This window comes from Nesterenkonia sandarakina (assembly GCF_003003175.1).
Lineage (GTDB): Bacteria > Actinomycetota > Actinomycetes > Actinomycetales > Micrococcaceae > Nesterenkonia > Nesterenkonia sandarakina_A.
Map to the genome: position 1 here is coordinate 152412 of NZ_PVTY01000004.1, position 22608 is coordinate 175019.

The window sequence follows — 22608 nt, forward strand, 5'->3', positions numbered from 1 at the left end:
GTGAGACACTCTTCCCCGGCCCCCACGCCCGAGGACTTCGATGCTGAGCGGGCTTCTGAGGCCGACGCCTCCCCCGACACCGAGGTCCGCGACACCCCCGCCGAGGTCGATGCCGCCTTCCGCGCCCAGCGCGGCATCGCGCTCGCCTATTTCCTGGTCTTCCTGGTCCTGGTGGCCGCCTTCCCGGTGCTGACCATGACGCTGCAGTGGTGGACCGGCGCCCGCGTCTTCGGAGAGCTCAGCCCCGGCTTCGTCGCCGCGGCCGGAGGTCTCTACCTGGCCTTCGCGGTCATCGGCATCGCGGCGGCCCGGCTCAGCGCCTCGGTCGAATCGCGGATGCTGGGCGGTCAGCAGGAGCTCGATGTCCACGCGGACCGCACCGCGCTCGGCGGGGAGGAACTTCGATGACCTCGACCGCGGTGGTGACCCTGGCGGTGGTGCTGATCATCGCGCTCGGGGTCTCCTTCATCAGCCGGCCCCGCGGCCCCTCCACGGTGGACTTCTACCTCGCGGGCCAGCGCGTCGGCGTGATGACCAATTCCTGGGCCATCTGCGGAGACTACCTCTCGGCCGCCTCCTTCCTGGGGGTGGCCGCCGCGGTGTACGTCTCAGGCCTGGACGGCGCCTGGTACGCCGTGGGGTTCGCCGCCGGCTTCGTGCCCGTGCTGCTGCTCATCGCCGCTCCGCTGCGTCGTTTCGGCGAGTTCTCGCTCGCCGACTTCCTGGGTCGTCGGATGGATTCCGACCCGGTCCGGCTCGCCTCGGTGGGCGTGGTCCAGCTGGTCATCCTCTGCTACCTGGTCCCGCAGTCGGTGGGCGGAGGCATCACCTGGGAGCTGCTGGTCGGGCAGGGCCTGCTGGGACTCTCGCCCTACGCCACCGGGGTGCTGCTCTCCACGGCGGTGGTCGCCGTCGTCGTCGCCTTCGGCGGGATGCGGGGGACCACCTGGAACCAGGCGGTGCAGTTCCTGCTGCTCTTCGCGGCGCTGGTCTGGCTCGCCGTGGTGGTGACCGCCGATGGCTTTCGCTACGGAGAGGCCGTGCAGAGCCTGAGCGAGGCTCCGCTGGCGAACCCCGCCCTCGACGCCGACGGGCAGGCGTGGACGCTCACCGAAGAGACCAACCACATGCACCCGGGGGAGCCGGCGCTCTTCGGGGAGCCCGGCGCCCGCTACGGGCCGCTGGGCCAGGTGGCGCTGGTGGTCACACTGGGTCTGGGCACCGCCGGGCTTCCGCATGTGATGAACCGCTACTTCACCTCGCCCACCGGCAAGGCCGCCCGCACCACCACCGTCTGGGTGCTGGTGCTCATCGGTGCGTTCTACGCGATGGCGATCATGCTGGGCACCGCCGCCCGTGACATCATCCCTGACGCCGTCGCGGGCCGGCCCTGGCTGCAGGAGCTGACCGTCAACGGGGTGCTGCACACCCCGGAGCATGCGCTGCCGGTGCTCGGTCGGATCTACGGCGAGCAGACCGGGCTGGGCCTGATCGCCGCCGCCGCACTGATCGCTGCGATGTCCACCGTGGCGGGGCTGCTGCTGGCCTCGGCGGCGACCTGGGGCCACGATGTCTACGAGCGCCACATCAACCCGCGGGCCACCCAGCGCCAGGCCGTCTGGGTCGGACGGATCACCACGCTGCTGGGCGCGGCGCTCGCGGCCGGCCTCGCGATCGCGCTGCGCCCCGAAGCCTTCGCCCCGGCGATGCCCTCGCTGGTCGCCACCATGGTGACCTGGGCCTTCGCGGTGGCCGGCTCCGCGCTGACGCCGGTGCTGGTGCTCGCCATCTGGTGGCACAGGACGACGGCGGCGGCCTCACTGGCCGGCCTGCTCACCGGGGCGCTCCTCTCGGTGAGCATGTTCCTCACCGCCGGCCTGATCGAGACCGTCTGGCTGCGCGAGCTGCTCGCCGCCCCCACCCTGGTCGTCGCCCCGATCACCGTGGCGGTGGTGGTGCTGGTCTCGCTGCGCACCAGGCCCCCGGACGGAGTGCAGGCCCATTGGGTGCGGATGCACGGCACCGCGGCGGACCGCCGGGCCGAGCGCATGGCCCGACTGACTCGAGGAGGCGTGGATGCGCGGTAGCGCGATGCTGGCAGCAGGAGTGACGCTGATCTGGGTGCTGGTCTATCTCGGCACCCAGGTGTTCTCCGACCCGGCGCTGCCCATGCTGCCCACGCTGGGACTGGGACTCGGGCTCACGGTCGGGGCGGTGCTGGGCTACCCCTCGGCGCTGCGCGGCGCCACCGGGCGGCGTCGTCAGCGCCCGGTCTCACCTCGTGAGGTGGAGGTCAGCCGGGGAGTGCGCAACCTCGCCGCGGCCGGGCGCTCCATGCCGCTGCGCGCCGGGCTCACCCCGGAGGCCGCGCGGCGCACCTGCGAGCTGCTGCGCCCGATGCTCTCCGGGGATGCCGTCTCGATCACCGATCGCGAGCAGATCCTGGCCTATGTGGGACCCGGCGCGGATCACCACCGCGAAGGCGCCCAGATGCAGACCTCCGCGGCCCCGCGCACCATTGCGAAGGGCAAGACCCAGGTGGTCCGCGACCGCGCCGGGCTGGGCTGCCGCAAACCCGACTGCGAGCTGACCTCCGCGGTGATCGTGCCGCTGCGTGTGGGCTCCCGGGTGATCGGGACTCTCGGGGTCTACCAGGCTGAGACTGAGATCCCGCCGCGTCAGCTGGTCGAAGACATGGCAGCGATGCTCTCGCTGCACCTGGAGCTCGCCGAGCTGGACCGCGAGAAGCAGCTGGCCACCGATGCGCGGCTCAACGCGCTGCGCGCACAGATCAACCCGCACTTCCTGTTCAACATCCTCAACACCATCGCATCCAAGGCCCGCACCCGCCCGGATGAGGCCCGCGAGCTGCTGCTGCGGCTCTCCGAGTTCTTCCGCTATGCGGTGCGCCAGGAGGGTCACTACGCCGAGTTCGCCCAGGAGTACTACTTCGTGCGCACCTACGTCTCGCTGGAGCAGGCGCGCTTCGGGGATCGGCTCAAGGTCCGCTACGACATCGACACGCAGGTGCTCACCAGCAGGGTGCCGGTGCTCATGATCCAGCCGCTGGTGGAGAACGCGGTCAAGCACGGCATCGCGGGCAAGCCCGCCGGTGGCACCGTGCACCTGCGCGCCCGGGTGGACCCGCTGGCACGCACCACGACCATCCGAGTCAGCGACGACGGCGTGGGGATGGCCCCTGAGGTGCTGGCGCAGATGGCCGACGCGGCCGGACGCCTCGACGGCGCCGATGCCCTCACCGAGGACCCGAACCATGCCGGGGTCGGCCTGCATAACATCACCGAACGGCTGAACTCGCTCTTCGGGGACCGTTACGACCTCTCCATCTCGACCCCGCGTTCCGGAGGCACGGTGGTGGAGCTGCAGATACCGCTGCGGTGACGGCGATCACATCTACCTGAACATTCCCCCTATACTGTGTGGATGCACCCACGCGCTCTGATCGTGGACGACGAGGCTCCTGCCCGTGAGGAACTGCGGTTCCTGCTCGAGGAGATCGGCGGCGTCCAGGTGGTGGGAGAAGCCACCAATGGCGAAGAGGCGCTCCTGCTGCTGAACTCGCTGGCCTATGACCTCGTCTTCCTCGACATCCGCATGCCCGGGCTCACCGGGCTGGAGGTCGCCCAGCGGCTGCACGGTGCCCCTGGCCCCGAGGGCGTGCGCCGCCCCCAGGTCATCTTCACCACCGCATATCCGGATCACGCCGTCGAGGCCTTCGACCTTGCCGCCGCGGACTACCTGGTGAAGCCGTTCTCCGCCGATCGGCTTCAGCGCTCGGTCCAGCGCGCGCTCGCCGGAGCCGAGGGTGCCGCCTCAGCACCTGGGGCCGCGTCCCCGGCTCCCGCAGAGCCTGCCGCCAGTGCGCCCCCGGTCCGCGGGGCGCAGCAGCTGGTGCGGATACCGGTGCAGAAGGACGGCAGGACCGTGCTGGTGGACGGCGATGCCATCGTCTACGCGGTCGCGGCTCGCGGCTACGCCTCGCTGAAGCTCACCGATGATCGGGTGCTGGTGTCGTTCTCGCTCAACGAGCTCGAGCGCCGGCTCCAGGGTCACTTCTTCCGGGTGCACCGCTCGTACCTGGTGAATCTGCGCTACGTCCGGGAGCTGGTGCCCGATTTCCGGGGCGCGCTGGTCCTGGTGCTCAATGATCGTCAGCGCAGTCGGGTGGAGGTCTCGCGCCGGCACGCCCCTGAACTCCGTCGTCGCCTAGGGGTGTAGCGGCGCTGGGTCCAGCGAGTCCGGGTGTGACGGCTCGCAGTCGCTTCTAGCTCAGCGGACGATCCTCGGGCAGCTCCCGCGGCATCGGCTTGGTCGGCTGAGCCTGCTGGGGGCGGGGCTCGGAGCCTGGTGCTGAGCGTGGTGCTGCTGCGGCAGGCTGCGTCGGGGCCTCCGGGGTCCGGTCGATCCCGCGCGGGGTGCCGGCGGGCTCGCGGTTCGGCGTCCCCTGCGCCGCAGAGCCCTTCGTGCCGGCCGGTTCCCGGGTCGGAGAGTTGCTGGTCGAGGAGCTGCGAGTCGCGGCGTCACGGGTCGTCCCGGTGCGCGTGGGGGAGGGCTGCGCGGCGGGCTGGTGACCCCAGGCCTTGATGCAGCCCAGCACGACATAGGCGATGAGCAGGGCCAGCGCGAGCAGCCCGTGCAGGATCATGGTCGCCGTGGCGCCTTCTGCATCCTGGTTGGTGAACGCCAGCACGAACATGCCGATGCTGTGCACGATGGTCAGCTCCATCAGACCGGGGTAGGCCCGCGGCCGCCAGGCGACCAGGGCGAAGAGCCCGGCGAAGACGATGAGACCGAAGGCATGCCAGGCCTCTGAGAGGAACGTCTCGGGGGTGGTGAGCTGAAGCTGAGCCAGTGACCAGCCGGCGAATCCCGCCGCGCCCAGGGCTGAGACGATCAGCAGGGTGCGCCCAGTGGCTCGGCGTCGTGATGCAGTGACCTCTGCGGCCATGATGGGATCCTCTGTGGTCGGTGCGGGGGAGCCGCACCGGCCTGCGGTGCGTCCTTAGGACCTCAGCTTAGGCCCGTGGGCACCGGACTGACCAGTGAGGAGGGTCTCCCGGAGGTCAAGACGGGCAGGAACCCAGACTGCGAGCGCCAGGACCAGTCTCATGGAATGATCCTGACTGTTGCGTGGTTCACACAACGGGAGGGCAAGGCTGCCCTCAGACATGTACGCAGGATGAGAGAGGTCGCCGATGGCTACTGTTCCCACAATCACACTCAACGATGGGGCTACGATCCCCCAGCTCGGCTTCGGGGTCTGGCAGGTCCCGGCGGACGAGGCCGAGACCGTGGTCGCCGAAGCGCTGAAGGTCGGATACCGGCATATCGACAACGCCGCCGTCTACGGCAATGAAGAGGGCGTGGGACGGGCCATCGCGGCATCCGGCATCCCCCGCGAGGAGCTCTTCATCACCACCAAGGTGTGGGTCAGCGACTTCAAGGCCGGCAACACCAAGCAGGCGCTTCGCACCTCGCTGGAGAAGCTGGGTCTCGACTACGTGGACCTGTACCTGATCCACTGGCCCTCACCGGCCGACGAGGCCTACCTCGATGCGTGGAAGGCGATGGAGGAGATGCAGGCTGAGGGTCTGACCCGCAGCATCGGCGTCTCCAACTTTCTGCCCGAGCACCTTGAGCGCGTGGCCGAGGCAGGGACCGTGATCCCCGCGATCAACCAGGTGGAGATCCACCCGGCGCTGCAGCAGCGCGACTGCCAGGAGGCCAACGAGCGGCACGGCATCGCGACGCAGGCCTGGAGCCCGCTCGCCCAGGGAGCCGTCTTCGAGGACGAGCCAGTGGTCGCTGCCGCCGAGGCGCACGGCGTCTCCCCGGCGCAGGTGGTCATCCGCTGGCACCTGCAGCGCGGACGCATCCTGTTCCCGAAGTCGGTGACCCCGGAGCGGATCGCCTCGAACTTCGACGTCTTCGGCTTCGAGCTCAGCGAGACCGAGCTCGCCGCCATCGACGGGCTGGAGCGTGACGGTCGCACCGGACCCAACCCGGGTGAGTTCAACCCCTCATGATCTGCCTCCCGCGTTCCTGGGTACACCCGCAGGCTGCGGGGAGCCTGGGGATCGCAGGGTCAGCGCATAGACGAGAGCGGGGCCCCAGTTCATCGAACTGGGGCCCCGCTCTCGTCTGTGCCGCGCTCAACAGGTGCGCAGCATCACCAGCGGATCAACGCTGGGTGTCGTCCTTCGTCGTGTCGGGAGTCGGCTCGATCTTCTCGCCGCTGACCGCCTCGTCGTAGATCTGCTCGGATTCCCACTGTCGACCGGTGGCGGACTCGGCGAACTCTGGAGTCTCGAACACCTCATCGGCGATCGGATCGTTGAACGCGACGTCCTCGTCCCAGCCGATGGTGCCCGTCTCGGGGTTGACCATGGTGGAGTGGGCCGGCACGTCCTGGATCGCGAAGACAATGTCATCGGAGTCGAACGGTGTGGAGATCGCGGACTCCTTCGAGGTGGGCTTGTCCAGCCCCGCCAGGGTGGCGGAGGTCCCGCCCAGGACGCCCTTGAGTGCGGTGCGCTGACCGGTGAGGATCGACCGCAGGTTCCGACGGACGCCGGGAGCAGAGTTGCCGCCGCCGGCGGCGCTGCGTGCCGTGTCGACCAGGGCCGCCTTGCTCGCCGTCGGACGGATCCGGACATAGCGCGGCATCGTGGCCGTCTCGTAGTTGAACATCCGCACCTGGGCGATCACGGCCAGCACCATCACGATCGACAGCGGAGCCGCCGCGGCGATGGAGGCGACCTGCAGCACGCGCAGGGAGGCGTCGGCAGCCTCGCCGCCGCCGGCTGCCAGCAGCACGATGGCGGTGACAGCGATGAACAGGGTCCAGAAGACCCGGGTCAGCTTCGGGGTGTCGGTGCGACCGCCGAAGGCGAGCACGTCCACCACCAGCGAGCCGGAGTCGCCGGAGGTGACGAAGAAGATCGCGATGACCACGATGGCGAGCACTGCCGTGATCGACGCCAGCGGCAGCTGCTCGAGCAGGGTGAAGGTGGCGCCGACGGTGTCGATGCTGCCGTCCTCGCCGACCATGACGCCCTCGGTCATCTGGTACCAGATGCCGGAGGATCCGAAGATGGTGAACCAGATCAGCCCGACCAGGGTCGGTGCCAGCAGGACACCCATGACGAACTGCCGGATGGTGCGTCCGCGGGAGATCCGCGCGATGAACATGCCCACGAAGGGTGCCCAGCTCATCCACCAGCCCCAGTAGTAGATGGTCCAGTCTGCGGACCATCCACCCTCGTCGCCGCCGACGTAGCTTGCGCCGCTCTCGAACATCAGCTGCGGGAACGCCATCAGGTATTCACCGAGGTTGCCCACGAAGGACTGCATCAGGAACAGCGTCGGGCCGGCGATCAGCACGAACAGCGCCAGCAGTGCGGCGAGGACCATGTTGAAGTTCGACAGCCACTTCAGGCCCTTGTTCACACCGGAGACCACGGAGAACGTGGCGATGGCCATGATGACGATCACGATCACGGTCAGCAGCATGGTGTTGGCCGGATCCTCGATCCAGCCCATGAAGCCCAGCCCGGCGGCGATCTGCTGGGTGCCGATGCCCAGGGAGGTCACGATGCCGAAGACGGTGCCCACGATGGCGACCACGTCGATGATGTGGCCGACCCAGGATTCGATGAGCTTGCGACCGAAGATCGGTTCCAGCAGCCAGCGGATGGAGAGCGGGCGACCGCGGCGGAAGGTCATGTAGGCCAGGCCCAGTCCGATGACCACGTAGATGGCCCAGGCGTGGAGACCCCAGTGGAAGACCGACTGGCCCATGGCGGTGCCCGCGAGAGCGGACTCCGAGGCTGAGACTGCCTCGCCGCTGGCGTCCACGCCGGCGGTGCCGGTGACCTCGGGTGGAGCGATGAAGTGCCACAGCGGCTCGGCCACGCCCCAGAACACGAGTCCGATGCCCATGCCTGCGGCGAAGAGCATCGTGAACCAGGAGCCGAGCGAGAATTCTGGCTTCTCGTCGTCACGGCCCAGGCGGATGTTGCCGGCCTTGGAGGCTCCGGCCCAGAGGGCGAAGACCACGAAGCCGGTGGCGATCAGCGCGTACCACCAGCCGATGGTGTCCACGATGGTCGAGTTCAGCGTCTCGAACGCATCGGCGCCGTTGGCGGCGCCCCACATGGTGGCGAAGATCAGGCCGATGACGATGATCAGCACCGCCGGAATGAATACGGGCTTGTTCAGGCCGCGCCAGGCATCAGCCGGCGACCAGTCCCGTAGTCGAGCTTCGGGTTGCGAAGCCATGAAGTCCTCCTCCGTCAGGTGAGAGTGTTCTCTAGTTAAGTGCAAGGTGATTCAGTGCTGTGCGATCAATTCGTTCCAGACACAGAAAAAGACGACGTCGACTCCGGGGTCGCTGCGACGGGGCGGGTGTCCGGTCCCGTCGCGACAATCGGCAGAGTTTTGCGTCGTCGTCAGAAGTGTCGTGGCACCCTCGAATTGCAAAGCGTCCGTCTACTATTTACACACCCGATGGTCTTATAATGCAACTGCTGCAGGCTAGGCGAGACTCCCGGCGCCGTGCGGATCTGCCTCTGATTCACGAGTTGCCGGGTCTGTGCCTCGAGTGTCACGCCTTGGTAACTGTTTCCCCAAGTCGCATTCTGGGCTTGGCACGACCAAGGGTCCGCATTACGGTGTAATCCATGCCCAATGGCCAGCATCGATCTGCGCTGCGGGCCAGAGGATTGATGCGCAGTGGATTCACAGGCTGCCTCGTGGCCGGTCTCATAGTGGCCGGATCTTCCGGCGCGCATGCCGCGAACACCACCAGCAGCATCTCCTTCTATCCGGCCCCGGGACAGCCCGTGGTAACGCCTGAGTCTCAGGAGTCGACCACCACCGTGGAGAAGTCAGCAGGCGATATCCGGGTCGCCACCCTGCATGCCGAGATCAGCGGAGGCTCCTCCGCGGAGGTCCTCGAGGACTTAGGCGGAGGGATGCACCCGCAGGCACGCGTCCTGGCCGAGACCGTGCAGGTCAACGCCCCCGACGTGCTCGTGCTGACCGGACTCAGCTACGACGAGCATCAGCAGATCGCCGCCACCGTCAACGACGAGTATCTCGCTCGAGGACAGAACGGCCAGACCGGCATCAAGTACTCCCATGTCTTTACGGCGCCGACGAACTCCGGAATCGAGTCGGGAGCTGACCTGGACGGTGACGGACGTGTCGGTGGACCCAACGACGCGCTCGGCTACGGCCAGTATGCCGGTGATCGAGGCATGGCAGTCTTCTCCACCTACCCCATCGCCGAAGATGAGGTGCGCACCTTCCAGGAGTTCCTCTGGCAGGACATGCCGGAGAACTCGATCCCGCAGGAAGAGTTCTCGGACCTCGAGAGATCGGTGCTGCGACTCCCCGGCACCAGTCTGTGGGACATCCCGCTGGAGGTGCCCGGGGACACCGACCACGTCCACCTCGTGGCCACTGACCTCAACAGCCCTCCAGGTCCCGCCGAGTCGGACATCGCGCGCAGCGAGGATCAGCGCCGGATGCTCGCAGAGTTCGTCTCCGGAACGTCCTGGTACCTCTACGACGACGACGGCGCCTATGGCGGCCTCGAATCGGGTGACTCGTTCGTGGTCGCCGGCAGCCTCGCCGACGCGCAGGAGCTGCAGACCTGGCCCGAGGATCAGGTCCCAGAGCTGTCCTCGCTGCTGGAGGGGGACACCATCCAGGATCCGGGCCCGGAGGCGGTCACCGACGAGCCGCTCCCGCAGCGCCGCGACGCGACCGCGGATCCGCAGGCGACCCACGGCCTGACCGGCGGCACCGCCGTCCGGTCCTCCTATGTGCTTCCCGCGGCCGCTCTCGACATCGACCGCTCGGGAGTCTTCTGGCCGGCGGAGGGTGAGTTCGGCTACAAGCTCGTGGACCCCGCCGATCCGGCCTCCCCGACCGGACGACTCGTCTGGTTGGACATCGCCGGGAGCTGAATCGCTTCCCCCCTGGTCGGGGTCACGTCCTAGACTGAGCCTATGAAGAAGTCTTCTGCGAACGGGAACATCATGCGTACTGCGGCCTCAGGCTTCTTCACCCAGCAGACGGTCTCCATGGTCAAAGGCCACGCCTTCGACGACGCCGGCAAGCTGACCCCGCGGGCCGAGAGCTGGCTGACCCGGGCGGTCACCGTGCAGCGACCGCTGGTGCTGGCCAACCTGCGACGACTGCGCAAGGCCCACCCGAGCTTCTCCAATCGCGAGCTCGCCGCGCAGCTGGACAAAGACTTCACCCGCGCGATGACCGGCGGAGGCGCGCTGATCGGCGCGACGGCCGCGGTCCCGGCCGTGGGCACCGTGACCTCGCTCGGCCTCTCTGCCGCAGCCACCGGCAGCTTCCTCGAGGCGTGCGCGCTCTACGCGCAGTCCATCGCCGAGCTCTCCGGGATCAGCACCGCAGACCCCGAGCGGGCGAAGCTGCTCGTGATGGGCGTGATGCTCGGGGATCAGGGTCGTCAGCTCCTGGGGGAGCTCTCCCAGCAGGCCGGGGGCAAAGGTTCCGGGCCCTTCTCATCCCTGGTCCCGATGAACACCTCCGCCGGATCCTCCGGGGTCTCGGGCCTGGTCGTCAACCAGATCAAACGGCAGTTCGTGCGCCGATTCTTCATCCGCTCGGGCACCTCGATGCTTGCTCGGGCCATCCCCTTCGGCATCGGCATGGTCGTCGGCGGGGCCGCGAACCACCGTCTGGCGACCCAGATCGTGAAGTCCGCGCACAAGACCTTCGGGAAGCTCCCCGAGCAGACTCCAGAGTCCCTGGTGGCTGATATGAAGCGGGCGCTGGAGCGCGAGCGGCTGCGTGCCGAGCGCAAGGAGCGCCGCGGCCGCAAACGCGAGATCCTGGCCCAGCGTGGACCGCAGAAGCGCCGCGAGGGCAAACCCGCAGCCCAGACGCTCGAATCGACCAGCAACCCGACCACGTCGACCGGGCGCTGAGCAGAACGGCCCCCGCGCGGTGATTCACTCCATGTTCACGCAGGATTCTCCGAATCTGCCCCCCGACCGTCGCGCCCCGTTGTCCCGCTAGGCGCAGTCTGAGACCGTGATGTCAGAACTCGCTCAGAACCGAGATTCCGCAGGCTCCCTCCGCCTGGCCCCACCGGTCGGCCTCGACACGACCATGTTGTGCGCCCCATCACCGGCAGACCCGCCGGCACTCGGCGAGACCGCGGCCCACCGTGGTCGACGCGCCAGAGTCTTCGCCCACCGGGGAGCAGCCGGGCTGTTCCCGGAGCACACTCGGGCGGCATACCGTCGTGCCATCGAGGAAGGCGCGGACGGACTCGAGATCGACCTGCATCTGACGTCCGACGGTGAGCCGGTCTGCTTCCATGACGCCACGGTGGACCGCACCAGCAACGGCACCGGCTCGGTGGCCGAGCTGAACCTGGCCCACATGCGCACCCTCGATGTCACCAGCTGGAAGACTCCGAAGCTTCCAGGTGATTACGGGGCCGCTCATGAGCAGCTGATGACGTTCGCCGACGTGTTGGAGCTGATGATCGACGCCGGCCGCGACCTTGAACTAGCCGTGGAGCTGAAGCACCCGTCTCCCTTCGGGGATCTGTTGGAGACCAAGGTGCTGCGGACGCTGCTTCGCTTCGGATGGGACCCTGAGACGTCGGTGATCCCTGCCGGCGAATCCGGCCAGCACGCCGTGACCGTGTCCTTCATGAGCTTCTACCCCGGATCGCTGCTCTACCTTGCCGACATGGTGGCCCCGGACAAGCTCTGTGCGCTGGTCAGCTCGGTCACCGAGGCGCAGGTGCAGAAGCGGCTGGAGCGGATGCCGCTGGCGATGGCGGTACGACCAGTGGTGGCCGCTGTGATGCGCGGAACGCTTCGTGATTCCGAGGCCCTGATCTGGAATGGGCGGGTCGGCATCGCCGGTCCCGGCCTTGCGTATGTCAAGGAGCACCGCGCCGAGGTCAAGGCCTGGGTGGCACGCGGATCTCGGCTCCGCGTGTGGACCGTGGATGACCCGCAGGACGCAGGTCTGCTCATCGACATCGGGGTCCAGGAGATCACGACGAACTACCCCGCACGTCTGCTCCAGGCGGTCACCCCCAGCGATTGAGCCGGTGAGCGGGTGTCTCATCAGGCATGGAGCGATATCATGGGCGCAAGTTGACCGCTATCGCCACCAGGAGCTCACCATGAACCCCGCACCGCACCGTGAATCTCCAGACAGCGCCTCCCTGCGGAGCGGCCGGTCATCCAGCCTCCCCGGCTCAGCGGAGTCCCCGCGCCCCGCCGGTTCGGCCCGCGGCAGGACCCGCGGCGTCGTCGTCGGTGTGGACGGCTCCGAGCAGTCCCTGCGCGCCGCGCACTGGGCCGCCGCCGAGGCCCACCGCAGGAAGCTGCTGCTGACCGTGGTCACCGCCTATTCGATCCCGGCATTCGCCGCCTCCTCGATGGACGGCGGCTACGCGCTGATGGATGACTCCGCGCTTCGTCAGGGCTCGGAGAAGGTCATCGAGCAGGCCGCGGAGTTCCTCCGGGACTACCCCGGGGAGGTCCGCTACGAGGTCGAGTCGGGGGACCCCGCCGGGGTCCTGCTGGACTACTCCCATGACGCGGTGGTCCTCGTCGTCGGCAGCCGCGGCAGAGGAGGGTTCCTGGGGCGGCTGCTCGGGTCGGTGTCCTCCGCGCTTCCGGCCCATGCCAAGTGCCCGACCGTCCTGGTCCCGCTGAAGTTCTCCTCCAAGGAGTCCAACGCGGTCACCACGGCCACCGGCGCCATCCCGATCGTCGGCGGGCCCAACCAGCCGGCCGGCTCGTCAGGGCAGCCGGGCAGTGCCGCGCCGTCGGTGATCGCCGAAGGCGCACCTCCGATTCGGGCCAAGGATTCGCGTCCCGTGGCGGCGGGCGTGGATGGATCCGACTTCGGTCGGGTCGCCGCGCTGGTGGCTGCCCGGGAGGCCAGTGAGCGCGGCACCAGCCTGCGCATCGTATGCGCCCTGCCCCCGGTGGGTGCGACGCTGGTCTGGATCCCGACCAGCATCGACAACGACGCGGCGCTCGAGGAGCTGCGCGAAAAGCTCGAAGCGGGTCGACGCTGGCTGCACAGCCACTACCCGGACCTGCAGATCGACGCCGAGGTGATCGACGGCACCGCGGTGGACGTGCTGGTCCAGGAGACACGCGGCGCGCAGCTGACCGTGATCGGCACCCGCGGCCGCGGCGGCTTCGCGGGGATGCTCCTCGGTTCGACCTCCCAGGGCGTCCTGCACCACGCTGAGGGACCGCTGATGGTGGTTCCAGAGAACGAGGACTCCCGCTTGGAGAACCGCCCGGAGTTCGGACCGGTGCTCGGAGACTGAGCGGTCCGACTGGGGGAATCCAGACACAGAGAAATGAGGGCTCCCGGTGTCCGACGCCGGGAGCCCTCATCATCTTCAGTTCATCTCGCCGCCCTACCGCGAGCGGGAGAATCCAGTGAGAGGCTATTCAGTTGTACGTGCGTTGAACTCAGATCATCCGTCGAACAGCTGACGGGGTCTGGTAGACCGACCGCACGGTGATGCCGCGCGACGGGTTGGAGGCATCGACCATCTGGCCGTTGCCCAGGTAGATGCCGACGTGACCCGGTGCGGTCGCGCTGCCGAAGAAGATCAGGTCTCCGCGGCGCATATCGCCCACAGACACGGCCTGTCCCTCGTTGACCTGGCTGAACGTGGTGCGGCTCAGGCTGACGCCGGCCTGACCGAAGGCCTGCTGGATCAGCGAGGAGCAGTCGAAGGCGTTGGGTCCGTTGGCACCCAACACGTAGCTGACGTCGCCGCGGTTGGCCTGCGCGACCGCCCAGTTGATCGCGATCTCGGCGCCGTTGGAGTTGCTGCTGGCCGGGACCACGTTCGAGGACTGCGACTGGCTCTGCGTCGGAGCAGGGGCCTGGGTGCGTTCCGGTGCAGGTGCTGGCGCCCGGGTGGGCTCAGGGGCTGGTGCCGGTGCAGGGGCCTGGGTGCGTTCCGGTGCAGGTGCTGGCGCCCGGGTGGGCTCTGGCTCTGGCTCCGGCTCGACCTGGGCTGCGAGGTAGTCCACGTGCCAGCGCATCTTGTTCCAGGATGCGTTGCCGTCCGCGTTGGTCAGTGCATCGTTGCTGAGCACTGCCCGGTAGTAGTCCTGAGCTCCTCCGCTGAAGGAGGACTCGAGCTCGGCGCCCTGACGCATCAGCGACTGCATGGTGGTGCTGAGTTCGCCGAATGATGCGATCGCGGGCTCCGGAGCGGGTGCCGGCTGTGGCTCCTCGGAAGGTGCGGCTTCCCCGTCCGCACCTTCCGAGGAAGTCTCTTCTGCGGCCGCTGCAGCTTGTGCGGCGGCGGCCTCTTCAGCTTCAGCTTCAGCCGCTGCAGCCTCGGCAGCTGCGGCTTCAGCGGCGGCTGCCTCCTCAGCGGCAGCTTCTTCGGCGGCGGCAGTCTCGGCGGCCTCGGTCTGCTCGGCCGCTGCAGCTTCGGCTGCCTCGGCCTCAGCAGCCTGTGCTGCTGCCTCTTCAAGTTCCGCTGTCTCTTCGGCTGCGGCTGACTCTTCAGCCTCGGCGGTTGCTGCTTCCTCGGCAGCTGCGGCCTCGGCTGCCTCTTCAGCGGCTTCGTCGGTGATGCGGGCCTGTTCGGCATCCGCCCGCAGCGCGGTGATCCGGTACGTCAGCTGCTCGTGATCGACATCGCCGTTCTCGTCGATGAAGTCACTGTTGCCGAGGATCTGCTCGAAGAAGCTCTGCAGATCGCCTTCCCAGCCTTCGAGCTCCATCAGGTTCTCAAGGAGCCCCTGGAGCGTCTCGCCGACCTGTTCGACGTCATTGCGCGTGGTCTCGGTGGCGCGATCCGCGTTCTCCTCCGCCTCTGCGGCACTGGTGGAGTTCTGGCGAGCCTGCTCCGCGAGGCTCTCGGCCTCGGCGGCCGCCTGCTCGGCGGCGACGGCGTCCAGTTCAGCCTGCTCTTCAAGCTGCGCATCAGTTGCGGCGTCGGCCAGGCTGTCCTCTTCGGTGAGCAGGACCTCTGCGGCGGAGGTCTCAGGCTCCTGATACTCCTCCACGGCGGCGGCCTGGGTCTCTTCAGCGGCGGTGCGCGCTTCATCGGCCTCGGCGGCTGCCTCATCGGCCTCGACCTGGGCCTGGACGGCGGCCTGGTGCTGTTCCTGCATCGAGGTCTCCAGCTCAAGGGCTCGCTGGCTGGCCTGTGAGATCCGGTCAGAGATCTCGTCGATCATCTGGTCGGTGGCCTGGGATGAGTCCCGAGCCGTGGAGATCTCCTTCGCGGAAGGGACCGCGGGGAGTTCAGTCACAGCGACTGAGTTCTTATCATTCTGTTCGACGGCATTGGCGGCCCGGTCGGCCACCAGGTCGGGGAGAGTTGTCCCGACCAGCGCTGTCGTCACGACGGCGGCAGTGACTGCGGCCACCGCAAGATTGCGACGGTATTTCACGGTAGATCCTCACTTAGTCCTCACTGGGGAAGCGCCGCAGCCCGTCTCACGGGGCAAGGTTCGACTCGCGGGTGCCTCAGCTCTTGGACTCACGTGGCCAGGCGGACCTAGGGAAAGACAGTAATAAAACCCTCAATCAAAAAGGTGATCGCCTTGCGGTGATAGCCGTGTGATCCAGAGGCCGAAGCGTAACGATGGGAACGCGATTCGAGCCTTTTGGCGCTACGCCGGCAACGATAGTTGTGGATTTGTCATGTTGGCAACAGGTCGTGTCGTTCCTGTGATCTAGCTGTGAGGTCTACTTCCCTGTCATTCCGGGGATGTAGCGGCATAAAGCATAAGGCTCAACCTTCAAGTAGGTTGAAGGTTGAGCCTCCCCGGCATTGCAATGAGACTGTGCTATTGGCTTTTTCCTCGACGGTTATTGCCGAGAGTCAGCCGCATTCAGCCCCAGCCGAGGCGATGCAGGGTCTCGTCGTCGATGCCGAAGAAGTGGGCCACCTCGTGGATCACGGTGATGGTGACCTGATCGATGACTTCCTCGCGGCTGTGGCACATCTGCAGAATCGACTCCTTATATAAGGTGATGCGATCTGGCATGGACCAGCCCTCTCCGCCGCGCTCGGTCAGCGGGATGCCCTCGTAGAGTCCAAGGAGCACCATCGAGGGGTCTTCCCACGGCTGAGGCTCGTAGCGGTCCTCGACGAAGATCGCCACATTCTCGAGCTGGTCAGCCAGATTCGCGGGAATGCTGTCCAGGGCCTCGGTCGTGGCGGCGTCGAAATCCTCATCGCTCATGGGAAATGCCATGGCCTCATCCTAGGGAAGCAGAACCTGGATGCTGGCCCGGAGGTTCGGATTTGCTCTGCGGGGGTGCTGGACCTAAACTTTTACAGGTTCCCACCAGGGATCGGGCCCCCATCGTCTAGCGGCCTAGGACACCGCCCTTTCACGGCGGCGGCACGGGTTCGAATCCCGTTGGGGGTACTCTGGTGAAACCGAGTCTGCGGTGACAAGTCGCAGGTGGGGGTTCGAGTCTCGCGAAAGTGGGATTTGGCCAGCAGGGGTGAGACTGGTAAAGTTTCTCTCCGTGCCAATCGGCACAAAGTAAGGCCCTGTAGCGCAGTTGGTTAGCGCGCCGCCCTGTCACGGCGGAGGTCGCGGGTTCAAGTCCCGTCAGGGTCGCTTCACTCTCTGTACAGAGAATCTGGTCGGAGAGCGAGTCGTCGCTCAAGTAGGCGAACTATGGCTCTGTAGCTCAGTTGGTAGAGCGTTCGACTGAAAATCGAAAGGTCACCGGATCGACGCCGGTCGGAGCCACCTTTACCCGGCATCGGGTGAGAAAACCCCTGGATATCCGGGGGTTTTCTTGTGTCTGGGGTCGCTTTGCAGGTCTTCGACGCCGGACCCAGCGGTGTCGACGGCCTTGTGTCCACCGAGGTGGAGGACGAGTATAGGAACCAGGACCACATAGCGGAGCTGGGATCGGCTCGACCTCCGCGAGATTCCCCGCCCACCCGTGATCGGCGGACTTCACTCTCGCTGCTGAGTCGTCCCCTGACGGAAGGACCAACTCAGTGAAGATCTCGACCACCGAGGACACCTGCGTGGCGGCCGGACAGTGTGTGCTCTCAGCCCAGAACGTGTTTGCACAACGTGCCGAGGACGGCAAGGTGCAGCTGCTCGATGACGATCCTCCGGCAGCCGAGCACGAGCTGGTCCGGGAAGCTGCGGACTTCTGTCCATCGGCGTCCGTCCACATAGACGAGTAGAGCCCTGAGCCTTGCGGGACTGGTGGCGCGCGCCTCTGAGACGCTCCCTCGCAGGCAAGACGCGGCAGCAGGCCTTGGACTCTAGGCGGCTATGGCTCCGTTCGATACGCTTCGCCCATAGCTCAAGCAGTCGGGCTCTTGTTTCTCAGACAAGGGTGTCCCATGGAGCACATTTCTCGAGTAGTCATCAGCACCGCCGGCCTGTCTGGGCCGATCACCGTCGAGGTGCTGGGCTGCCTGACCTTGGAGAGTTTCGCGGCAGCCTCGGCAGTCTTCGACCAATGGTCGGGCATACCGTCGTCTCCTGATCTCATCGTCGACCTGCGGGCGACAGCGCATATCGAGCCCGTCGGGCTGGCGGCTCTGGAGATGTATTTCGTTCGATACCGGGCTCCCAAAGGCCTGCCGGATATCACACTGGTGACCCCGCCTTTTCCCAGGCCCTGCGTCCTGGATGAGCTTGCATCCATAGATCCTCGTGACCCGCACGCGGACTCCGACTCCCGCGAGGAATCGCGATCTGACACCACCTACGAACGGCGTCCCTTCCTTCGCTGGCGCCCACCCACGGGTGCGCCCCCGGACCGAGGCAAGAGCCTCCATCCCGCCTGAAAGAACGACAAGCTCCCGTTCCCAGGACGTGTCCGCGCACGGGACTCCATGCGGAGACGGTCACGCCCTCCGGAGTCGGGGATGCATGGATTCATGCCGGTGCTGCCTGTGACGGGTGCCATCGGGGCCGCCAGAAGGAGATGATGATGACAACGGAAACACCGCGTGATGAACCTTCGCTGGTCTTCGCCCGCGTCAACGGCATGCTGCTCAGTGAGGAGACCGTAGAAGACGTGGTGGGGCTTCTGGCTCGAGCGGCCAAGAACATAGTTCCCAGAGCCATCGGTGCAGGGGTGTCGGTGATAAGCAGCGCCGGTCGGAGAGTGAGTGCCGGCAGCACCGACTCGGTGGTGCGCGAGGCCGATGATCTCCAATACTCCACCGGGGAGGGCCCGTGCCTGAGTGCCTGGGCATCGCAAGTCACCGTCAACGTCAATGACGTTCGGTCAGATCGACGGTGGCCGGACTGGTCCGCCGCCGTCGTCGGGCTGCCGGTCCGGTCTGTGCTGAGCACACCTCTGGAGCACCGGGCGACCATTGTTGGTGCGATGAAGGTGTACTCCTCCGCGGAACAGGCTTTCACCTTGGAGAGCGCACGGCTGCTGACCATGTTCGCCGGGCCGGCTGCCGCGCTGCTGGCGCAGCTGCAGACGAGCGACTTCCCGGTGAGACGTGGTGGATCGATCACCGATGCGATGCGCCAGCGCGACATGATCAATATCGCCAAAGGCATCTTGATGAACCAGCGCGGGATCGACAAGAACGCCGCCGCCTCCTCGCTGATCCAGGTGGCCCGTTCGGAGGGCGTCACGGTGCGAGAGACTGCTGAACGAATCATCGCCGCCGGTCGGCCGCAGGACGACAGCGGGAACCGCAGCACCAGCAACACCTGAGGCCCCAGCTAGAAACGGCGACGAGCCTCCAGTCGAGCGGGGGTCTCGGCGTCGCTGCCGGACGCGGTGCTTCGGCGTCGCACTCCTGCCGGCGCGCCGGCGTCCTCCGCATCCTGGGCGGGATCTCGAAGCGCCGTTCGCAGGGCTCTGAGCCCGTAGTACATCCGTGTCCGCAGTGTGGCGACCGGGACTCCGGTGCGATCCGAAAGCTCCCCATACCCGAGGCCGTCGAGCTGCACCGCGGCGATGACCTCCCGGTGCTCGGGGGTGAGGCTGGCTAGAGACTCGTAGAGCGTGACCCGTTCCACGATCACCAGGTCCTCCGTGACCGGGGTGCTCACCTGCTGGATCTTCTCCGAGTCGGAGGGCACCGGACGCCGAGCTCGAGCCCGCAGCGCGTCGACCACGAGGTTTCGCTCGATCGCGAAGAGCCATGTCCGGGCTGAACCTCGGGAGCTGCTGGAGCGCGTCCTGTTCCGCCAGGCCCGGATGAAGGCCTCGTGGACGCAGTCCTGTGCCTCCGCCCGGTCGTCCAATGCGTTGAGCGCGTACGCGAAGAGGGCTGCTCCGTGCGCGGCGTAGGACTCCGCGACATTGAAGGTCGTCTCCTCGTTGAAGCTCCGATCAGCGGCGGGGTGAACAGCCATGATGAGGGCCATTACCCGAGCCGGGGTGAGTCCGGTCGAACGGCCAGCCGGTTCTCGATCTGGGTCACCTCGGAGCAGACCCAGGTCGCCAGGCCTGCCTGCTTCTTCTCCTCCAGAGTCGCGACATGGCCGGTGAGGATGGCTGTGTGCTCCACGATGGTGACCGACACATGGCTCGCGTCCAGGCGGGGGTTGCGCAGCATGGCGTACTCCAGCCGTTGTCCGGCGGTCTCCACATGCCTGCATCTGCTCAGGGTGATCCGGTTGTCCAGCGAGCTCACCCCACGCAGGTCTTCGACTGCCTGCTGGGCGGCTCTGCGTTGGAAGTCCCAGTCCACCTCACCGGTCAGGGTGATATGACGATTGCGCACCTGAGACTTGACCGCGCTGGGGACGGCTGGCGCCCAGGTCAAGGCTCGTTCCACGACTCTGCGGATATCGCCATCGGTGGCACCTCGGGAAGCGGCCGGGTCCACCACCACGTTGATGATCGCTGAGCTCACTCCCCGCACCCGCCGCATGGCGTGCCCGACGGCGGTGAGCGCGGAATAGGACCCGACAGCACCTGAGACAGTGACCGCTGAGCTCGCGGCCCAGACGGTCAGTCTGGAGGCGTCGAGCTCGGGGGTTCTTTCCAGCTCCAGAGCCGCAGCAGTCTGGAGGACGAGGTTGGGGGAGGTCCTTCTCGAGGATGCGATCTGCATGGACGAAGTCCTCTGGTCTCTGCCCACCGGGTTGCGGGTCTGATCCCACGGTCGTCTCAGCTGTCGGCATCCTGTAGGGCCTTAGGTCCTATCGTCGTTCCCGTGGGCAGCTCAGTGCTCGGCTTCTCGGCTGGGTGGGGGAGTCTCCGTGGTCATCATTGCGCCATAGACGGCCACCTGAGTGCGGCGGTCCATTCCGAGTTTCGCCAGCAGCCCGGAGACGTAGTTCTTCACGGTCTTCTCCCGGAGGTCCAACCGCGCTCCGATCTGCCGGTTGGTGAGCCCTTCAGTGATGAGCCTCAGCACCTGTGTCTCACGCAGTGTGAGCTCGAGATGCGCCGAGTCTGTGGACTGCTCCTGCGACTGTGCCGCCTTGGCGCTGAGCGAGGAGTGGACCCTGTGGGCAAGATCGCGAGTGACCAGGTTCTCACCCTCGGAGACCCGGAGGATGGACTCAATCAGATGTCGTCCACGGATGTTCTTGAGCACATATCCCGAGGCGCCGGCGACGACGGCGGCGACGCTCGCGGCGTCGTCGTCATAGGCCGTGAGGATCAGGCAGGCGGTCTCGGGGTGGTTCGAACAGATGTGGCGACACAGTTCGATGCCGTTGCCGTCCGGAAGCTGCACGTCCAGCACGACGATGTCCGGCCGCGTCACCGCGATCCGGACAAGCGCACCTCGGACCGTGTCCGATTCTCCGACGACTTCCATGCCTGGTTCTGCGTCGATGAGCGCAGCGATGCCACATCGCACGACCTCGTGGTCATCGACGAGGAAGAGCCTGATCATGGGAGCTCCGGAGCGTCCACAGGGACCCGCCACAGTGCCCGCGTGCCCCCTGAGCTGCGCGCGGACACGGTGAAGTCCCCACCGTGGCCCCGAGCTCTGGCGCTGAGGTTCTCGATTCCGCTGCGTCGGGACGAGTCGGGGGAGAGCCCGATGCCGTCGTCGTCGACCTTGAGCTCCACGGTGTGGGAGTTTGCGGTGATCGCCACTTCCACCGTTCTCGCGTCGGCGTGCCGTACCACGTTGCTGAGCGTCTCGCGGAGCACCGCGGCCATGTCGTCGGCCAGCGGGCCGACGATGATGAGATCGATGGGCCCGGTGAAGGTGACCTGAGCGGGCGTGGGCAGAGTGCCGGAGAGCTCCGCGAGGATCCGCAGCAGCCGGTGACGGGTGGCTTCGGCACCGGTGCGCGTCTGGAGGGTAAAGATGGCGGTCCGGATGTCAGCGATCGCCGCATCGATCTGAGTCACGTGCGTTTCGATGCTGTCGGTGAGCTGCGGATGTGGCGACGCGAGGGCCTCCAGCCCCAGTCCTGTGCCGAAGAGTCGCTGGATGACATGGTCGTGGAGATCCTGGGCGATGCGTGCGCGGTCCTCGACGATCTCCAGCCGTTGCTTGTCAGCCCGGGCCCAGGCCAGGGCGACTGCCAGACCGGCCTGGGCTGCGAACTCCGAGAGCAGCGCGAGGTCGTCCTGGGTGAAAGGCGATTCATCCGCCGATCGGGTCGCGCACAGCGCCGCCACGCGGTCGCCGTCGACGACGAGCGGCACAGCGACCATGGACGCGCTGGGAATGTCATCGGCGAAGGGAACCGGCTCCTCTCCCCCCTCCGTTGTGATTCCGGGCTCCCCGTCCATGGCGCGGGAGAGCACGCAGTCCATCCAGGGGACCGAGGAGCCTTCGATCCGGGCGGCACGGACTCCACGAGCCGTGTCGACATAGAGCTCGCTGCCGACCGCTTCGGAGACCACCACACTGACCAGCTGCGCCCCGGTGAGTGAGACGAGGCTCTCCGCAAGGACGCCGAACACCTCGGTGCTCCCGACGTTCAACAACTTTCCCGCGACGTCGCCCAGCGCTGCGCTGAGCTCCTGAGACCGGCGAGAGCTCTCGTAGAGGCGCGCATTATCGATCGCAGTCGCTGCGGTCGCAGCCAGAGCTTTGATCAGCGCCTCGTCGTGCGCGGTGAACGCCTTCTTGGAGGGGTTGGTGACGTAGAGGGCGCCGTAGACACTTCCCCGGATGGTGATGGGGACCCCGAGAAAGGCCTGTATCGCGGGGTGTCCCAGAGGTGGGCCCACAGAGCGCGGATCGTCCGCCAGGTTGCGCAGCCGGATGGGGGCGCCGCCGCTGAGGACCGCGCCGAGAACGCCGAGACCGCGAGGGGGGTGGCCCATCTGCTCGACGAGCTCTGGGGGCATTCCCACGTGGATGAATCGCTCCATCTCTCCCTTGTCATCGACGACCCCGAGAGCGCCGAAATGCGCGTCCACCAGGGTGCGGGCAGCTTCGGCCAGGTTGAAGAGAACCTGGTCGACGTCCAGTTCCCCGGTCACGAGCTGGCTGGCCTGGAGCAGGTTGAGCAGTCCATGGTCAGCGGTCAGAAAGTGATTGCTCCGCGCCATCTCCGCCCGGCTCGGCGTGTGCGCGTCGGACGCATAGAGGTCACGGAAGTCTGAACTTGGAGTCACCGGCTCTGCCCTCGAGGG

At 67.0% G+C, this 22608-nt stretch carries 20 protein-coding genes and 3 tRNA genes; 15 read left to right on the forward strand and 8 right to left on the reverse strand.

What is annotated here, in order from left to right; translation table 11 throughout:
- From BCL67_RS04565 to BCL67_RS04580, 4 genes are read left to right on the forward strand one after another with little or no spacing between them, the layout of a single operon-like run.
- Positions 1-408: a hypothetical protein gene (locus BCL67_RS04565; RefSeq protein ID WP_181255883.1), complete on the forward strand. Its 408-nt coding sequence runs from the start codon at positions 1-3 to the stop codon at positions 406-408.
- A complete protein-coding gene (locus BCL67_RS04570; RefSeq protein WP_106122267.1) occupies positions 405-2087 on the forward strand; it encodes a sodium/solute symporter in 1683 nt (560 codons plus the stop codon). Before BCL67_RS04565 ends, BCL67_RS04570 begins: the two co-directional genes overlap by 4 nt.
- Entirely contained in the window at positions 2077-3402 is a 1326-nt protein-coding gene (locus BCL67_RS04575) for a histidine kinase (protein ID WP_106122268.1), read from the forward strand. The genes BCL67_RS04570 and BCL67_RS04575 overlap by 11 nt, the downstream gene beginning before the upstream one ends.
- 42 nt (positions 3403-3444) lie before the next feature.
- The gene (locus BCL67_RS04580; protein WP_106122269.1) at positions 3445-4239 is read left to right on the forward strand and encodes a LytR/AlgR family response regulator transcription factor; all 795 of its coding nucleotides are present in this window, start codon (positions 3445-3447) and stop codon (positions 4237-4239) included.
- 46 nt (positions 4240-4285) lie between these two features.
- On the opposite strand, the gene BCL67_RS04585 is transcribed toward BCL67_RS04580, so the two are convergent.
- On the reverse strand, positions 4286-4969 hold the full coding sequence (locus tag BCL67_RS04585; protein WP_106122270.1) for a hypothetical protein: 684 nt from the start codon (positions 4967-4969) through the stop codon (positions 4286-4288).
- A gap of 247 nt (positions 4970-5216) precedes the next feature.
- Here BCL67_RS04585 and BCL67_RS04590 point away from each other — a divergent pair, with 247 nt between their 5' ends.
- The gene (locus BCL67_RS04590; RefSeq protein WP_106122271.1) at positions 5217-6047 is read left to right on the forward strand and encodes an aldo/keto reductase; all 831 of its coding nucleotides are present in this window, start codon (positions 5217-5219) and stop codon (positions 6045-6047) included.
- A gap of 154 nt (positions 6048-6201) precedes the next feature.
- Here the strand turns inward: BCL67_RS04590 and BCL67_RS04595 are convergent, their stop codons facing one another.
- Entirely contained in the window at positions 6202-8301 is a 2100-nt protein-coding gene (locus BCL67_RS04595) for a BCCT family transporter (RefSeq protein WP_106122272.1), read from the reverse strand.
- Positions 8302-8774: 473 nt separating this feature from the next.
- On the opposite strand from BCL67_RS04595, the gene BCL67_RS04600 reads away from it, so the two are divergent.
- The 4 genes from BCL67_RS04600 (at position 8775) to BCL67_RS04615 (ending at position 13381) form a co-directional block, all read left to right on the forward strand.
- Entirely contained in the window at positions 8775-9995 is a 1221-nt protein-coding gene (locus BCL67_RS04600; RefSeq protein ID WP_106122273.1) for an endonuclease/exonuclease/phosphatase family protein, read from the forward strand.
- A gap of 42 nt (positions 9996-10037) precedes the next feature.
- Entirely contained in the window at positions 10038-10994 is a 957-nt protein-coding gene (locus BCL67_RS04605; protein ID WP_106122274.1) for a hypothetical protein, read from the forward strand.
- 109 nt (positions 10995-11103) lie between these two features.
- Positions 11104-12135: a glycerophosphodiester phosphodiesterase gene (locus BCL67_RS04610; protein ID WP_258174769.1), complete on the forward strand. Its 1032-nt coding sequence runs from the start codon at positions 11104-11106 to the stop codon at positions 12133-12135.
- Between the two features lie 79 nt (positions 12136-12214).
- The gene (locus tag BCL67_RS04615) at positions 12215-13381 is read left to right on the forward strand and encodes a universal stress protein (RefSeq protein WP_106122275.1); all 1167 of its coding nucleotides are present in this window, start codon (positions 12215-12217) and stop codon (positions 13379-13381) included.
- A 148-nt stretch (positions 13382-13529) separates the two neighbouring features.
- Here the strand turns inward: BCL67_RS04615 and BCL67_RS04620 are convergent, their stop codons facing one another.
- Together BCL67_RS04620 and BCL67_RS04625 are read right to left on the reverse strand one after the other, a co-directional pair.
- The gene (locus BCL67_RS04620) at positions 13530-15482 is read right to left on the reverse strand and encodes a C40 family peptidase (protein WP_146131077.1); all 1953 of its coding nucleotides are present in this window, start codon (positions 15480-15482) and stop codon (positions 13530-13532) included.
- A 444-nt stretch (positions 15483-15926) separates the two neighbouring features.
- Complete coding sequence (locus tag BCL67_RS04625) at positions 15927-16292, reverse strand: metallopeptidase family protein (protein WP_106122277.1); 366 nt, start codon at positions 16290-16292, stop codon at positions 15927-15929.
- Positions 16293-16396: 104 nt separating this feature from the next.
- On the opposite strand from BCL67_RS04625, the gene BCL67_RS04630 reads away from it, so the two are divergent.
- The 6 genes from BCL67_RS04630 (at position 16397) to BCL67_RS04655 (ending at position 18759) form a co-directional block, all read left to right on the forward strand.
- Positions 16397-16469: transfer RNA gene (locus BCL67_RS04630), tRNA-Glu, on the forward strand.
- A gap of 124 nt (positions 16470-16593) precedes the next feature.
- Positions 16594-16667: transfer RNA gene (locus BCL67_RS04635), tRNA-Asp, on the forward strand.
- 62 nt (positions 16668-16729) lie between these two features.
- Positions 16730-16802, forward strand: a tRNA-Phe gene (locus BCL67_RS04640).
- 257 nt (positions 16803-17059) lie between these two features.
- Positions 17060-17254, forward strand: a complete 195-nt coding sequence (locus BCL67_RS04645; RefSeq protein ID WP_106122278.1) for a ferredoxin — start codon at positions 17060-17062, stop codon at positions 17252-17254.
- A 162-nt stretch (positions 17255-17416) separates the two neighbouring features.
- The gene (locus BCL67_RS04650; RefSeq protein WP_106122279.1) at positions 17417-17866 is read left to right on the forward strand and encodes a hypothetical protein; all 450 of its coding nucleotides are present in this window, start codon (positions 17417-17419) and stop codon (positions 17864-17866) included.
- A gap of 146 nt (positions 17867-18012) precedes the next feature.
- On the forward strand, positions 18013-18759 hold the full coding sequence (locus BCL67_RS04655) for a GAF and ANTAR domain-containing protein (RefSeq protein WP_181255884.1): 747 nt from the start codon (positions 18013-18015) through the stop codon (positions 18757-18759).
- An 8-nt stretch (positions 18760-18767) separates the two neighbouring features.
- Here BCL67_RS04655 and BCL67_RS04660 read toward each other — a convergent pair whose 3' ends face one another.
- The 4 genes from BCL67_RS04660 to BCL67_RS04675 all read right to left on the reverse strand — a co-directional run bounded on the left by BCL67_RS04660 (position 18768) and on the right by BCL67_RS04675 (position 22590).
- The gene (locus tag BCL67_RS04660) at positions 18768-19406 is read right to left on the reverse strand and encodes a sigma-70 family RNA polymerase sigma factor (protein ID WP_258174755.1); all 639 of its coding nucleotides are present in this window, start codon (positions 19404-19406) and stop codon (positions 18768-18770) included.
- An 11-nt stretch (positions 19407-19417) separates the two neighbouring features.
- Positions 19418-20110, reverse strand: a complete 693-nt coding sequence (locus BCL67_RS04665; protein ID WP_106122282.1) for a BON domain-containing protein — start codon at positions 20108-20110, stop codon at positions 19418-19420.
- A gap of 111 nt (positions 20111-20221) precedes the next feature.
- Positions 20222-20902 (reverse strand): response regulator transcription factor, encoded by a 681-nt coding sequence (locus BCL67_RS04670; protein ID WP_106122283.1) that lies wholly within the window; start codon positions 20900-20902, stop codon positions 20222-20224.
- Positions 20899-22590: a GAF domain-containing sensor histidine kinase gene (locus BCL67_RS04675; protein WP_146131078.1), complete on the reverse strand. Its 1692-nt coding sequence runs from the start codon at positions 22588-22590 to the stop codon at positions 20899-20901. Before BCL67_RS04675 ends, BCL67_RS04670 begins: the two co-directional genes overlap by 4 nt.
- Between the last annotated feature and the right edge of the window lie 18 nt (positions 22591-22608).